Origin of the sequence: Sphingobium sp. Cam5-1 (assembly GCF_015693305.1) — a bacterium.
Classification (GTDB): domain Bacteria; phylum Pseudomonadota; class Alphaproteobacteria; order Sphingomonadales; family Sphingomonadaceae; genus Sphingobium.
The window spans coordinates 900,917-915,513 of sequence record NZ_CP065139.1; the positions used below are offsets into that span (position 1 = coordinate 900,917).

The 14,597-nt window shown below is 62.9% G+C and carries 12 protein-coding genes; 7 read left to right on the plus strand and 5 right to left on the minus strand.

Features of this window, described 5'->3' with window-relative positions; translation table 11 throughout:
* The first annotated feature begins 32 nt into the window (after window positions 1-32).
* Window positions 33-239 carry a ferredoxin gene (locus tag IZV00_RS18040; RefSeq protein WP_196226979.1) on the plus strand — a complete coding sequence of 69 codons (207 nt, stop codon included), beginning with the start codon at window positions 33-35 and terminating at the stop codon, window positions 237-239.
* Entirely contained in the window at window positions 236-1,453 is a 1,218-nt protein-coding gene (locus tag IZV00_RS18045) for a cytochrome P450 (protein ID WP_196226980.1), read from the plus strand. Before IZV00_RS18040 ends, IZV00_RS18045 begins: the two co-directional genes overlap by 4 nt.
* 40 nt (window positions 1,454-1,493) lie before the next feature.
* Here the strand turns inward: IZV00_RS18045 and IZV00_RS18050 are convergent, their stop codons facing one another.
* Both IZV00_RS18050 and IZV00_RS18055 read right to left on the minus strand, forming a co-directional pair.
* Complete coding sequence (locus tag IZV00_RS18050) at window positions 1,494-2,351, minus strand: helix-turn-helix transcriptional regulator (RefSeq protein WP_196226981.1); 858 nt, start codon at window positions 2,349-2,351, stop codon at window positions 1,494-1,496.
* Window positions 2,352-2,525: 174 nt separating this feature from the next.
* A complete protein-coding gene (locus IZV00_RS18055) occupies window positions 2,526-3,395 on the minus strand; it encodes a helix-turn-helix domain-containing protein (protein WP_196226982.1) in 870 nt (289 codons plus the stop codon).
* Window positions 3,396-3,520: 125 nt separating this feature from the next.
* Between IZV00_RS18055 and IZV00_RS18060 the strand changes: the two genes are divergently transcribed.
* The 5 genes from IZV00_RS18060 to IZV00_RS18080 all read left to right on the plus strand — a co-directional run bounded on the left by IZV00_RS18060 (window position 3,521) and on the right by IZV00_RS18080 (window position 9,857).
* Window positions 3,521-5,242, plus strand: a complete 1,722-nt coding sequence (locus IZV00_RS18060; protein ID WP_196226983.1) for a methylmalonyl-CoA mutase family protein — start codon at window positions 3,521-3,523, stop codon at window positions 5,240-5,242.
* 1 nt (window position 5,243) lies between these two features.
* Window positions 5,244-5,669 carry a cobalamin B12-binding domain-containing protein gene (locus tag IZV00_RS18065; RefSeq protein WP_196226984.1) on the plus strand — a complete coding sequence of 142 codons (426 nt, stop codon included), beginning with the start codon at window positions 5,244-5,246 and terminating at the stop codon, window positions 5,667-5,669.
* Window positions 5,669-6,631: a methylmalonyl Co-A mutase-associated GTPase MeaB gene (gene meaB / locus IZV00_RS18070; RefSeq protein ID WP_230463416.1), complete on the plus strand. Its 963-nt coding sequence runs from the start codon at window positions 5,669-5,671 to the stop codon at window positions 6,629-6,631. Before IZV00_RS18065 ends, meaB begins: the two co-directional genes overlap by 1 nt.
* Window positions 6,628-7,245 (plus strand): EthD domain-containing protein, encoded by a 618-nt coding sequence (locus IZV00_RS18075; protein WP_196226985.1) that lies wholly within the window; start codon window positions 6,628-6,630, stop codon window positions 7,243-7,245. Before meaB ends, IZV00_RS18075 begins: the two co-directional genes overlap by 4 nt.
* A gap of 230 nt (window positions 7,246-7,475) precedes the next feature.
* Entirely contained in the window at window positions 7,476-9,857 is a 2,382-nt protein-coding gene (locus IZV00_RS18080; RefSeq protein ID WP_196226986.1) for a TonB-dependent receptor, read from the plus strand.
* Between the two features lie 328 nt (window positions 9,858-10,185).
* Here the strand turns inward: IZV00_RS18080 and IZV00_RS18085 are convergent, their stop codons facing one another.
* The 3 genes from IZV00_RS18085 to IZV00_RS18095 are packed head-to-tail and all read right to left on the minus strand — an operon-like array spanning window position 10,186 to window position 14,326.
* Window positions 10,186-11,595 (minus strand): efflux transporter outer membrane subunit, encoded by a 1,410-nt coding sequence (locus IZV00_RS18085; protein ID WP_196226987.1) that lies wholly within the window; start codon window positions 11,593-11,595, stop codon window positions 10,186-10,188.
* Window positions 11,596-11,603: 8 nt separating this feature from the next.
* Window positions 11,604-13,151: an MDR family MFS transporter gene (locus IZV00_RS18090; protein WP_230463417.1), complete on the minus strand. Its 1,548-nt coding sequence runs from the start codon at window positions 13,149-13,151 to the stop codon at window positions 11,604-11,606.
* Window positions 13,148-14,326, minus strand: a complete 1,179-nt coding sequence (locus IZV00_RS18095) for an HlyD family secretion protein (RefSeq protein ID WP_196226988.1) — start codon at window positions 14,324-14,326, stop codon at window positions 13,148-13,150. The genes IZV00_RS18090 and IZV00_RS18095 overlap by 4 nt, the downstream gene beginning before the upstream one ends.
* Window positions 14,327-14,597: the final 271 nt, after the last annotated feature.

The window sequence follows — 14,597 nt, forward strand, 5'->3', positions numbered from 1 at the left end:
GGCGGCAACGAAGATCAGGAGAGTCTGGCTCGATGAGAGTGGTTGCCAATCTTGCCCAATGTCAGGGGCACGCCCGATGCGAAGACCTGTGCCCGGAGGTGTTTTCGACTGACGCCGTCGAAGGCAAAGTCGTCATAGAACAGCCCGAATTTCCCCCGGAGCTTGAGGAAAAAGTCAGGCTAGCCGTGCGCAATTGCCCCGAAGGTGCACTTCGCATCACAAAGGGGACAGCGGCATGAACGTCACCTATTTCCCCGCCGCGCCAACCCATGTCCCTGAAGACCTGATCCGCGATTTCGACTTTTTCGACATGCCTGCCGACGTGTCCGATCCGGTGCAGATCTGGCACGGCCTTATCCAAAAAGGTGCGCCGCCCATCTTCTACACGCCGCGCAATGGCGGCCACTGGGTGTTCCTGCGTTACGCCGACATCGCCGAAGCCTATCGCAATCACGAGATTTTCTCGACGCACAAGGCGCAGATTCCCCCGCTGGAACCCTATCCGGTTCTTCAGCCCAACGGCGTCGATCCGCCACAGCATGATGTGTTCCGCAAATTGCTGGCCCCCATGTTCACGCCGCTAGCCGTCCGCCGGATGACGGATGGCCTGCAAAGCCGCGCCGAACGGCTCATCTCGGGTTTCGCCGCGCAGGGCGGGTGCGATTTCGTCAAGGATTACGCCGCCAAATTCCCGACCGGCACCTTCCTTGAACTGTTCGGCCTGCCGGAAGAGCGCCTGCCGGAATTCCTGCGCATCTCCGACACCTTCTTCCGCAGTACCGACCCGGACATTCGCGCCGCGAACCTGCTCGAAATCTATGACGTGCTGGAAGAACTGTTCCGCGAGAAAGAGCGCAATCCCGGCAACGACATAGCCTCCACCGTGGTGCAATCGCGGGACGCGGACGGCAATCCCTTCCCTTGGACCGACATCATCAACTGCGGTTTCCTGCTCTTCGTCGCGGGGCTCGACACGGTCACCAACACCATGACCTATGTCTGGCGCTATCTCGCGACATCACCGGACGCCCGGCAGAAGTTTCGCGACAGGCTGGACGATCCGTCCGCCTTCCTCCTCGCGATCGAGGAACTGATGCGGATCAACGCGGTCTCCAACATCTACCGCCGCATCACCCATGATTGCGAGTTCAAGGGCGTGCAGTTCCGCCGCAACGACCGCGTCGTCCTGCCCAACACGGTGGCCAATCGCGACCCGAGAATGTTCAACGACCCGCAGACAATCGATCTTGATCGCAAGGTCAATAACCATGTCACCTTCGGCCTCGGACCGCATCGCTGCATCGGATCGCACCTCGCCAAGCGGGAGATCATGATCTCGCTACAGGAATGGCTGCGGCAAATTCCCGATTTCGAACTGGACCCCAATCAGGACGCGGGGTCCGTCTTCGGCGGCCCGGTCATGGGCTTCACCTCGCTCAAACTGCGCTGGTGAGGAAGGGCGCGGAGGGCTTCGCACAAGCTCTCCGCGCCCCTCACTCCGTCAAAGCCGCCGACCGCTGCCGATATTCGCGCGGCGACAATCCCGTCGCCCGCCGAAAAGCGCGTGCGAAGCTGTTGCCATGGGAAAAACCGGCCTGCGCGGCGACCTGCTTCATCGGCACATCGCCTCGCGCCAACAGCAGCTTGGACTGCTCGATGCGATAGGTTTCGATATAATCGGAAATGGTCTTGCCCGTCAGCGCCAGGAACTGGCGGTGCAGGTGCCGGGTGCTGATCCCACACAGGGCGGCAAGCTCAGCCACGCCGGGCATGGGCGCACCCGCCTCTATCCGCTCCCGGATGCGGCGGAACTGCCATGGGGCAAGGCGGCTCGCCGTGGCTGCACCCTCCGCCTGATGGAACACCCGCCCCAACTCAACTCGCACCAGCTGGAAAAACGCCTCCATCGCCTCGGCTGATCGATCCAGCGGATTGATCAACTCCCGATGCGCCAGCCGCATCACGCTGCGCAGCGCGTCGTTGCGGATATTCAGCAGCCCTTGCAAAAATGGCAGCGAAGGCTCACCCGCTCCGATGATCGCCGCGCCATGCGGCTCATCGAAAACGCACCGGATCACGCGGATCTGCCTGCCTTCCGACCGCCCACCGATCGCGATGCCCGGATGACGGACAAACAGCGCCCCCATGAAGCAGCGCCGGTCGGGGTCGATGTCCGGGAAATAGGCCGATGCATCCGCCGCCATCGGGGGCAGCGACATTTCCAGCATCAACTGCTGCTCGGTTCGTTCGAAACTTACGATATCGGGCCAATGCCATTCCACCAGCTCGAACCGCCCGCCCGACACTGGGCAGGATTCGATGACCGTGGCGGTGAAGTCGATCTCGCTCATTGATCTTGGTCCTCGGGATTTCTCCTCCCCGTTTTGATCCGTCGTTTCAAGACCACTTCTCCTCCGTTCGCCCTGAGCTTGTCGAAGGGCTCTCCTTCTTCATAGGCTTCACGTCAGAGGGGAAGTGAAGGGCTTCGACTAGCTCAGCCCAAACGGGGGTAGGGTATCTTACCCCTACCGCATCAACGCCCGCCAAGCCCCAGGCGGCCGCCCCGTCTCCCGCCGGAACGCAGCGCAAAAAGACGGCGCCCCCGCATAGCCCAACGCCCGCGCAACCTCCTCAATCGATCCCTTATCCTCGGTCAGCATCGCCTTCGCCCGATCGATCCGCCGCCGCCGGATCGCCGCGCCCGGACTGATGCCTGTCGTCTGGTGAAAGCAGCGGATGAAATGATCCCGGCTGATCCCACACCGCTCCGCCATCGCATCGATCGACGGGGCAGGGCCGGGCGCATCAACCATCGCCAGTGCCACCCGCAGCGCCCGCGCGGATAGCCCGCCCCGCCGTCGCCCCGCGCGCTCCGTCGCCTGCGCAAGGAACCGCCGGAGATCGAGCAGGATCAGCGACACCAGCGCCTCCCCAATATCCGCACTGTCCTCGCCGGGATGTTCGACCTCCGCCGCCAGCCGCAGCATCGCCTCCTCAATCGGCGGCGCATGCATGTCAAAACAGGCGCTCAGCGTCGCATCGTCAAAACCGATCCCCGCCAGCGCTGGCGCGATCCGTCTATCCTCAAAGCGAATGCGGATCGTATCGAACGCGCCCTTCGCGACATGAAATTCCATCGGCACGCCAGCCGGACGCAGCGCCAGCGCCCCCATGCGCGCGAAAGGACGGCGCGGATCACCCGCCTTCCGCCCCTCCGACCCGGTTAGCAGCCGCGACAGGCCCAGCATCAAAACCGACTGCGGCTCGACCATCTGCACCGTCTCTTCCCGGACTTCCGGAAAAGCGCATATTTCAACAACCGCCCCATCGACCGCCAGCGATCCGCGCACAAGATCGGCGTTCTGCCGCGCCAGCCGGATCGAAATGGCATCCATCACCACCAGTTATCACAAAGCGTGAGAAATTACGAGATAATGCGACAATCATGTGGCATTCTCCCAACGCTCCTTGAGCCTGCTCTCCCGCACCGGATAGCAATAAAGCCAAGGAGAGTGCCGCCATGAATCGCCCGACCGGACCCATCGTCCCCGCCACCAACGCAATCGCGCAGGAAGAAGCCCGCTGGCAGCAGGAAACGCGCGGCCCCGCCATCGAAGGGCGACCGGAACGGCGCGACCCCTTCGTCACCCAGGCGCTCAAATGGCCGATCAAGCCGCTCTACACGCCCGCCGATCTCGATGCCGTGGGCTTCGACTATAGCGCCGACCTCGGCTTCCCCGGCGAATATCCCTACACCCGCTCGACCCGCCCCAACGGCCACCGCTCGGACTTTTGGACGATGACCCAGGTCACCGGCTTCGGCAAAGGCGAGGATTGGGCCAAGCGCGCCCGCTACATGCTGGATCAGGGTCTCTCCGGCCTCATCCTCGAATATGACCTCGCCACCACCAACGGCTATGACAGCGACGATCCGGTCGTGGAGGGCGAAGTCGGCCGCGCTGGCATGGCGCTCGACAGCCTCGAAGACCTCGAAAAAGCGTTCGACCTCCCCTTCGACAAGCTCAAATATCTGATGAGCGTCTGCAACGCGCCGCAGCCAGTGAACCTCGCCATGATCATCGCCGCCCTCGAAAAGAAAGGCGTCGATCCCAAGGACTTCGTGCTGCACATCGTCAACGGCATCCTGATCGAATATACCTGCGTCGGCCGCTACATATACCCGCCTGAACATGGATTGCGCATCGCCACCGACTGCATAGACCATATCATCCGCAACCACCCCAATTGGGCGCCGATCTCGATCATCTCCGCCCAGCTCCAGCCCGCCAAGGCGAACCCGGTGCAGGAAATCGCCTATTCGCTCGCCATCGCCTGCGCCCATATCGACGCGGTGCTGGAGCGCGGGCTCGATATCGACACGGTCGCGCCCTACATCAATCACTTCGTCGTCAATGTGGACATGGATTTCTTCGAAGGCGTCTGCAAGCTGCGCGCCTTCCGCAAATGCTGGGCGCGGTTGATGAAGGAGCGTTACGGCGCGTCAAAGCCCGAAGCGCTAAAAATCCGCATGATGACCTCGCCCACCACCATCGCGCTGACGCTCCAGCAGCCGCTCAACAATATCGCCCGGCTCGGCATCATGGCGACAGCCTGCGCGCTGGGCGGGGCAGGGGAGGCGATGACCACGCCGCTTTATGACGAGGCCCACGCCCTGCCTGCCGAAAACGCCATCCGCGTTGGCGCCGCGATCCAGCATATCGTCGCCTACGAAACCGGCGTTGCGGAGACGATCGACCCCCTCGCAGGCTCCTACTATGTCGAGACCCTCACCAAGCAGATGGAGGATGCCGCCTTCGCCGAAATGGACAAGATCTTCGCCATGGGCGGGGCGCTCAAAGCCATCGAGACCGGCTATATCCAGCGCGCGCTCGGCCGCGAACAATATGAGCGCAACAAGGACGTAGAGGAAGGCCGCCGCAAATGGGTCGGCGTCAACCACCTCACCCGCGAAGACGAAGAACGCGAAATCGAAATCTTCCGCCTCGACGACGCGATGGAGGAAGAGCAAATCCGCAAGGTCCGCGACCTGCGCGCCCGCCGAGACCAGCCCGCCGTCGATGCAGCGCTGGAGAAGGTGCGCGAAGCCGCCCGCACCGGCGCGAACATGGTCCCGCCCTGCCTCGAAGCGGTAAAGCTCTACGCCACGCATGGCGAAATCTGCAACGCGATGCGCGACGTCTTCGGCGTCCACAGCGCCGACAGCCAGCTCATGGGGATTTAGCATGACCACATTCAAACGCCCCTTGCGCGTCCTGCTCGCAAAACTCGGCATGGACACCCACACGGTCGGCGTCACCGTCATCGGCCACGCCCTGCGCGAAGCGGGGATGGAGGTCATCTTCACTGGCCTCAAGCAGACCCCCGAAATGGTTTGCGCCGCCGCCGTGCAGGAGGATGTGGACGTCGTCGGCATCTCCACCCTATCCGCCGGTCACACCCGCAGCCTGCCCAAGCTCGCTCGCCTGCTCCGTGAAGCAGGTGCGGGCGACAAGCTGCTCGTCGCGGGCGGCGTCATCCCCGAAGAGGACAAGCCGATCCTTGAGGAAGCAGGCGTCGATCGCATCTTCACCATGGGTTCTGACACGCGCGACATCGTCGCCTATCTCGAAAGCTGGTGGGCAGCGCGGCTGGCGGAGGACGCCGCCTGATGATGCGAAACCCGGCGGAGGTTGCCGACCGCCTCCTTGCCGGAGACGTGGCGGCAGGCGCGCGCGCGATCCGCTGGCTGGACGACCGCGACCCGCGCGGCGCGCAGGTGCTTGGCCTCATCTACCCGCACACCGGCCGCGCCCAGCTGGTCGGCGTCACCGGCCCGCCCGGCGCAGGCAAATCCACCCTCACCGACACGCTCGTCACGCAATGGCGCAAGCGGGACCAGCGCGTCGCCGTCATCGCCGTCGATCCATCCAGCCCCTTCACCGGAGGCGCCATCCTCGGCGACCGCGTCCGCATGAGCCGCCACGCGCTCGACCCCGGCGTCTTCATCCGTTCGCTCGGCACGCGGGGCCACGCGGGCGGGCTGTCCCGCTCCACCCATGACGCCTGCCTCGTCTTCGACGCGATGGGCTATGACATCATCCTCATCGAAACCGTCGGCGTCGGGCAGGACGAAATCGATGTCGTGAACCTCGCCCACACCACCGTCATCGTCGCGGTGCCCGGCCTTGGCGATGAAATTCAGGCGGTGAAGGCGGGCCTCATGGAGGCAGGCGACATCTTCGTCGTGAACAAGGCCGACCGCGACGGCTATGACGCCACCCATCGCCAGATGGAACTGATGCTCCACCTGCGCGCCCAAACCGTCATGGACCAGCGCTGGGACGTGCCCCTCCTACGCGCTGTCGCGGCAAAGGGGGAGGGCGCGGACGCCATCGTCGACGCCATCGCCGCCCATCGCGCCTTCCTGCAAGAACAAGGGGACTTCATCAGCCGCAGCCGCCTGCGCGCGCGGGAACAGCTCTTCTCGCTAGTCCGCGACGCCCTCGCATCCCGCGCAATGACCCTGTGCGGCGACGCCATCCTCGATCAGGTAGAGATGCGGCAGCTTGATCCCTACGCCGCCGCAGAACAAATTGTCGCAGTCCTTCCCGACAAGAGTGCCCCCGCATGACCAAGTCCATCTGCGCTCTGGCCCACAAGCCGGGCACCACTCGCGAAGATTTCCAGCATTATTATGAAGAAAATCACGCTCCGATGGCGATCAGTCATTTCCCCTTCTCTGCTTATGCTCGCAATCACCTCACCGGGGCGCAGCTATTCCGCTGGGACACGATCAGCGAATTCTGGGCCGATGACATAGAGGCAGCGGCGGCACTCATGGCCGGACCAGTGGGAAAGATCATGGCCGCTGACGAGGAACGCTTCATGAACCGGCCTCTCATCGCCTCCGCCGGAGTGGAGGAAGTCATCCTTTCCCCTGGAAACCCCGCCGGAAGCGACGGCCGCCGAACAGCCTTGCTCGTTCAGCATGCCGCCGAAGGCGTCGATCTGCGCTCAGCGGTGATGGCGTGGGCGAAGGGATTCGCTAAGGACATGCCCGGCGTCTCGATCGACTTTACGACCAACTGGACCGCCCAAGCCTTTCCAGCAAAGGCCGTCCTGTGGCTGCCGGGATGGCAAGCCCAGGCCGCCATTCCGTACGGTCTTTCCACTCAAGCGCTGTTGATCCGCCATGTCACAACTCCGCCTTCGCAGTTGCTGGGCGCCCATTCCGCCTCTCGTTAGCGCTGAAATTGCCGGAGTGCAAATGTGCAACAGCGTAGAGATAAACATCAGATGTTACGCAGATTGGCACGATCATCCTTGATGTAAGCGATAATTGCGACTAACGGAGCTGCATCGGACATGTTTATCCATGTTCGGGGTCAACAGGCGCTTTTTCCCGTGTGGCGCGTGCAGATAACGATAAACAGCCGGGACTGTTGACCAAGAGCAGCATGTGTTTGGGAGGATGTATGAAATCCATATTGCTTGCGGGCGTTACCGCAATTTTGGTGCCTTTCTCGGTTTCGGCGAACGCTCAGGAACAAAGCGCCGTTCAGGAACCATCGGCCACTCTCGGTGATATCGTCGTGACTGCGCGCCGCTCTGCGGAAACGCTGCAGGACGTGCCTGTCGCCGTTACCGCGCTCAGCGGTGACTTCATCGAACGGCAGAACATCTCTGATCCGACCGACGTGCCGAACTTCGCGCCGAACATCACGATCGAACAGCAGCCGTCCAGCCTTTCGGCCGCGACCATCTACATTCGCGGCATCGGCAACAACGAACCTTCGGCCGTTTCCGAACAGGGCGTGGGCGTCTATCTCGACGGCGTCTACCTCGCCCGTGCGGCCGGTGCCGTGTTCGACCTTATCGATCTGGAACGGATCGAAGTGCTGCGCGGTCCTCAGGGCACGCTGTTCGGCCGCAACACCATCGGCGGCGCGCTCCAGCTGATCACGAAAAAGCCCGCCAACGACATGCATGTCACCGCGAAGGCGGGCTACGGCCGCTTCAACGAATGGTATGCCCGCGCGCGGCTCGATACCGGCTATATTCTGGGCGACGTGCTCAAGGCGTCGATCGCCTATCAGCATCGTGAGGGCGACGGCTATGTGAACAATACGCTCACCCCGGCCTCGCAGGACCCCGGTTCGCTCAATGCGGACTCGGTCGCGATCGGTTTGCAGGCGGATCTGGGCGATCTGACGGTCAATTACAGCTTCGATTATGACAATCGTAAGGGCACGCCTGCCTTCTTCCAGATCGTCGCTGCCACCCCGCTGGCGCAGGACTATTATTCGCAGTCGCCCAGTTTCGGCGGCGCGCCTTTCCTCGTCAGCCCGGATCGTCAGGGCACCGTTCAGCAGGCGGGCTTCACCGACCGCAACGGCAATTTCCGCTATGGCAGCAAGACCCGCGTTCAGGGTCATGGCCTGACGCTCAGCTATGAAGCAATTCCCGAGCTGACGCTCAAGTCGATCACCGGCTACCGGAAGTTCTTCCAGGACACGATCCTGAACCTGTCGGGTAACGGCGTGCTGCGTGGTCAAGTCGTAGACTTCGACTCACCCACTCTGGTCTCTGTGCAGGATGTTGTTCCCTACACCGGCAACAATGCGCCGCAGAAGCAGTGGCAGTTCAGCCAAGAATTCCAGGCTCTCGGCAAGGTCGGTGACCTCAGCTACCTGCTCGGCATGTATTATTTCTACGAAAAATCGTCGGAATATAACCAGCAGGCATTGACGATTCTGGCGCCGGTAGCTGCGCTTGATTTCTATGGCTTCCCCGCCGGAACTGCGGCAGCCGTAGCGGCAGCCAACCCGGGCCTGGCCACCGTTGGCATCAACGCCACGCCGGTTCAGGCATTCGGCGGCACGTCACAGTCGATGGCCCTGTTCGGCCAGGTCAGTTGGAAGCCGTCCTCGCTCGACGATAAGCTGGAAGTCACGCTGGGTGGCCGCCATACCGCCGACGACAAGACCATCTATCTGGCCGGTGACGTCTTCCCCGTGCAGCGTGGCCGCCGCAGCTTCGACAACTTCTCCTGGCTGGCATCGGTCAGCTATGAGGTGATGGACGATGTCATGGTCTATGGCCGCGTATCGACCGGCTATCGCTCGGGCGGCATCAACCCGCGCGGCGGCAGCATCAACGGCTTCGATCCCGAAAAGGCGACCTCTTATGAGGCGGGCTTCAAGTCGCAATGGTTCGACAATCGCCTGCGCCTGAACGTCGCTGGCTACATCACCGACTATGACGACCTTCAGGTGCAGCAGTTCGCCGCAGGCAGCGGCGGCGCCACCTCGCTGATCGTCAATGCGGGCAAGGTGCGCCTGTCGGGCTTCGAAGCGGAACTGACGGCAGCCCCCTTCCGTGGCTTCCAGATCGACGGTTCGGTCGGTTATGTGAAACATGACTATAAGACCTTCCTCTTCCGCGATCCGGGCACCAACACGGTGGTCGATGTCGCTGACGAAGCACGGCCGCTCTACACGCCAAAGTGGAACGTCCATGTCGGCGCTGAATATTCGCATCCCATCGGCGGCGGCGACACGCTCGTCCGTCTGCGTGGCGACTATTCCTATCGCACGAAGATCTACTTCAACGCGCTCGACAACACCGCGCCGTTCAACGAACAGATCGTTTCGCCCAGCCAGACCAACGTAAAGGCGCGTCTGTCGGTCGAAGGCTTCGATCTCGGCGGTGGCAAGCTCGACGTGGGTATCTGGGGCGACAATCTGCTGAACCAGAAGCGGCTGGTTTACGGCATCGACTTCGGCGCGCTGGGCTTCGCAGGGGCGACGTTCAACAAGCCGACCTCCTACGGCGTGGATGCCAAGATCGCCTTCTGATCAGACCTAAAAATCCTCCCCGCGCGAAGCGTGGGGAGGGGGGAGGGGAAAATGGCACAACCTGTGAAATTTCCCCTCCACCATTCGCTTCGCGAACGGTCCCCCTCCCCATCTCACGATAGGGAGGATCAATGTGCGCACTTCCACCCTTTAACGAAGAACTGCCTTGCACTGCTTAGCCCGAACCGGGTCAAGCGAACAACGAAAAGACGCCTCTAGAGCGCGCTGCGTTAAATCGGACGCAAGACGCGCGCTCTAGTTATTTGTTGCCGCATCGTTTGTTGCGCAAAACCGGTTCCCACTTTTGCGCACGATGCTCTAAATGACCTCAGCGGCTACTCATCCCCTGCCACCCAAGTCCCAGAGCTTTCTGAACATTGATAAAACTCACGGTCAGTCCTGCCGCCGCCTGCATCCTCGCCTGCGAAGCCGCCAAGACCAGCCGCCTTTGCTTCAAATAGTCTATTCCTGAAATCGTCCCCGCCTGACTCCGCTGCCGCGCAAGCTCCGCTCCGATCTTCGCCTGCCGTTCGGCCCGCGCCAGATCGGCCAGGCTTTCGCGCTGCCGCTGAAACCGCGCCAGTGAACCCTCGGCATCCTGCAACGCATTCAGCACCGCCGCGCGGTAATCCGCCGCCGCCTCATCCCGCTGCGCCTCCGCCGCATCGATCCGTGCGCGGGCTTTCCCGAAATCCAGGAAAGACCAACTGATCCGCGGCACTGCCGCGACCGTGAACTTGTCCAGATCGACCAGATCCTCCGGCGACGATCCGCCCAGCCCGATAAGCCCCAGGAAGCTGATATGCGGAAAGCGCGCCGCATCCGCCACGCCGATCCGTGCGGTCTGGGCGGCCAGCTTGCGTTCCGCCGCGCGTATATCGGGGCGGCGCTGCAACAGGGCGGCCGGATCACTCACCGCGACCTCGGCAGGGGGCAGCGGCAGAGCAGCCGACGGGTCGAGCAAGCCGTCCAGCGTCCCCGGCACCGCGCCGGTCAGCACCGCCAGCTTGTCCTTCAACGCGTCAATCTCGGCCCGCATCGGCGCCAACTGCGCGCGCGCGCGATCTCTGTCGGACTCCTGTTGCAGCAGTTCGCCTCGTGCAATCGTCCCCCGTTCAAAACGCTGCCGAGTTAGGGCAACCTCCTCATCCTGCAACGCCAACGCCTCGACAACCATAGCCAGGCGCTGCTGCCGATCGCGCAGCTCGACATAGCTTTGCGCAACCTCTGCCGACAGGCTGACGCGGGCGTCATCCAGCCCCGCCTCGCTCGCCGCGACATCGGCGCGCGTCGCCTCGATAGCCCGGCGGCCGCCGCCGAAAAGATCCAGTTCCCAACTCGCATCGAAACCGACATTGTACAGGTCGAGCGTGCTGGCGCTCCCATCCTCCGACTGTCCGGGCAAGCGCGCCTTGGCATAGATGACCGAGCCGTTGATTGTCGGCAGCTCTTCCGCCCTTTTCTGGCGGAGAGCCGCGCGCGCCTGCCGAATGCGCGCGGCTGCGGCGTCCAGGCGGGGGTTCCCGGCCAGCGCCCGGTCCATCAACTGGTTCAGCACCGGATCGCCAAGGCTCGTCCACCATGGCGCGGCCGCTTCCACTGGCCCGGCCCCGGCGTCCCCCCGGACGAAATGCGGCGGTGGGGCAGGGGCCACGTCCGCAGGGCCGCGATAGTCGGGGCCAGCGGTGCAAGCCGTGGTCAGGATCAAGGCAAAGGCAAAGGCTGATCGGTTACGCATCGACAATCTCAATGAGCGGCCACAGGCGCGGCATGCTGTGGCAGCGGGCGGAGGAAGAAGACGAGCGGCGCGGTACACAGGATGGCGATGATCAGCATCCAGAACAGGTCGATAAAGGTCATGGTGAGCGCCTGCGTCTGAATGCCCTGTTCGATCACGCGGAACGCCGCGTCGCGCCCACCCAGCGCGAGTGCCTGCGCGTCGACATAATGTTGAAGATCAAGGCCATTGGCCGCGAGATTCTCCTCCATCCTGCGCGCATGCAGCCACAGCCGCTGGTCCTGCACCACCGCGATGCCCGCCAGCGCAAAGGAACCGCCCAGATTGCGCGCGGCGTTGTAGAGGCCCGACGCATCGGCCGCCAAGGACATCGGCACGGAACGGATTGCCGCCTGGTTCAGGAACATCATGACGCAAATGGTGCCGACGCCTCGCATCAATTGGGAATCGACGAAATCGGCGCCTGTGGACACCGACGTCAGTGATGTTTCCAAATAGGTGCTGAGGATCAGCAGGACCAATCCGATCAAGACGGAAAGATGGATCGGTATAGTGCGGATTGCCCATGGCATGAACGGCATCATGAGCACCATCGGCACGCCCGACAGCAGCACGATCTGCCCCGACTGAAGCGCATTATAGCCTGCGATCAGCGTCAGGAACTGGGGGATCACATAGGATGTGCCGTAGATCACCATGCCGATCATCATGGCCATGATGAACACCGCGCCAAACTGCCGGTCCAACAGCAGGCGCAGCCGGATCACGGGCCGCTTGGCCAGCAACTGCCCGGCCAGCAGCATGGCGAACCCGGCCACAGCCGTGATGGTCAGCCATATGATCGTCGATGACTCGAACCATTGTTCCCGCTCGCCCTCCTCCAGCACGACGGTAAGCCCGCCCAGCCCCAGGATAAGGCCGAACACGCCCAGCCAATCCGCCTCGCCGATCAGGTCAAGGCGCGGCCGCTCATGGGGAAGCGCGACCAGCAGCAGAAGAAGGAGGGCAAGCCCGACCGGCAGGTTGAGGAAAAAGGCATAGTGCCAACTGATATTCTCGGTCAGCCATCCCCCCAGCACCGGCCCCATGATAGGTCCCAGGATCGCGGTCGCCCCAAACAGGGAATTACCCACAGCTTGCTGATGGCGCGGCAATCGCGTCGCGATGATGGTCATCGCCGTGGGGATCAGCGCCCCGCCGGTAATACCCTGACCGATCCGCCCCGCGATCATGACCGGCAATGTCTGCGCCATGCCGCAGATCATCGAAAATCCCACGAAACCCACGGTGGCGATCAGCAGGAAATTGCGCAGCCCCAGCAGCCGCTGCAACCAGCCCGCCAAGGGAATGATGATGATTTCCGCGACGATGAACGACGTCGCGATCCAGGTTCCTTCCGTCCCGCTCGCGCCGATTTCGCCCTGGATGATCGGCAGGGCGGAGTTGACGATGGAAATGTCGAGCATCGCCATCATTGCGCCCAGCGTGCCAGCCGCCACCGCGAGCCAGTCCGCGACGCTTGCGCGCTCGGCTGTCTCAGGCAGTCTTGCGTTCACTTATGTGCGTCCCGCCGGACCTGCTTGCTATTCTTCAGCCGTTCCAGCTCCTCGCGGGCCGATCGGGTATCCACCGAAACCTCCACCGACATGCCGGGCAGCAGCAGCTTCTTGATCGACGGGTCCGCATCTATCGCGATACGCACGGGCACGCGCTGCACGATCTTGGTGAAGTTGCCGGTCGCATTTTGCGGAGGCAGCAGCGAAAATTGCGCTCCAGTACCGGGCGCAAGGCTGGCGACATGGCCATGCAGAGTCACCCCCGGCAGAGCGTCCACATCGATCTCCGCCGGTTGCCCCTGTCGCATCAGGCCCAGCTGCGTCTCCTTGAAATTCGCTTCCAGATAAAGCTGCTCCACCGGCACGACCGACATCAGGCGCAGGCCGGGCTGCACGAACTGGCCGATGCGCGCCGAAAGATCACCCACTCGTCCCGCAATGCTGGCGCGTATCACCATGTCCCGGACGTTGCGCTGCGCCGCGTCCAGCTGGGCACGGGCGCTCTGGCCTTGCGCTTTCGCCTGCGCGATCTGGGCGCGCAGGCTGGCGATCCGTCGCTCCGCGCCCTGCGTCGATGCTTTCTGCGCCGCCACATCCTGCGCCGCCTGCGCCGCCTGGGTGCGAAGCGTCGCCAGCTTTTCGGCCGGTTCCGCGCCACTCGCCGCCAGCGGGGCGTATCGCGCGACTTCGGACGCTGCGTACCGCGCCTTCGTCTGCGCCGCCGCCAGCATCGCCCGCGCCTGCTCGATCGCCGCTTCCTGTTCCCCGATCATCGCTTCTGCATTGGCGGCGTTCGCCTGCGCCAGGTTGATCTGCGCCTGCCCCTGCGCCGCCTGCGCCGGATAATCGGGCGCCTCGATCCGCAACAATGGCTGGCCGGGCTTCACATCCTGATTTTCATGGACCAGCACTTCACTGATGTAGCCGGACACCCGCGCCGAAACGGTGACGCTGTCGGCCTGCAAATAGGCGTCCTGCGTGCTTTGCTGATATTTGCCGTACAGCTGATAGCGGGCAAACCAGAACGCACCGGCTATAAGAACAACCACGGCCGCAATGCCCAGAACCAGGCCCAGCCTCCGCCGCTTCGGGCGGCCTGCCCCTTCGTCAATCGCATCGTCGGGTAGGGGCTCTGCATCGACCGCATCGGCCAACGACCCCTTTGGCTCACTCATAGAAATCCTACCGTCTGGGCTTCGAAGCGATGACTTAGAGTTTGCCGCAGGCGGAAGGCAAGTTTTTTCCGACGCGGAATCGGAAATGACTTATGTCAGCAGAAGGATGACGCTGAATCCTACTAGCGCGGACAGGCCGCTGGCCAGGCACAGCAATCGAAATGGACAGAGCAGAAATACCGAGCTGTCAGGTTCCATCCTCATCCCCATTTTTCTGGCGGGGTTGTATGGATAATAGGCGATTTACGCCCCATCGCCAAATGATTTGGAC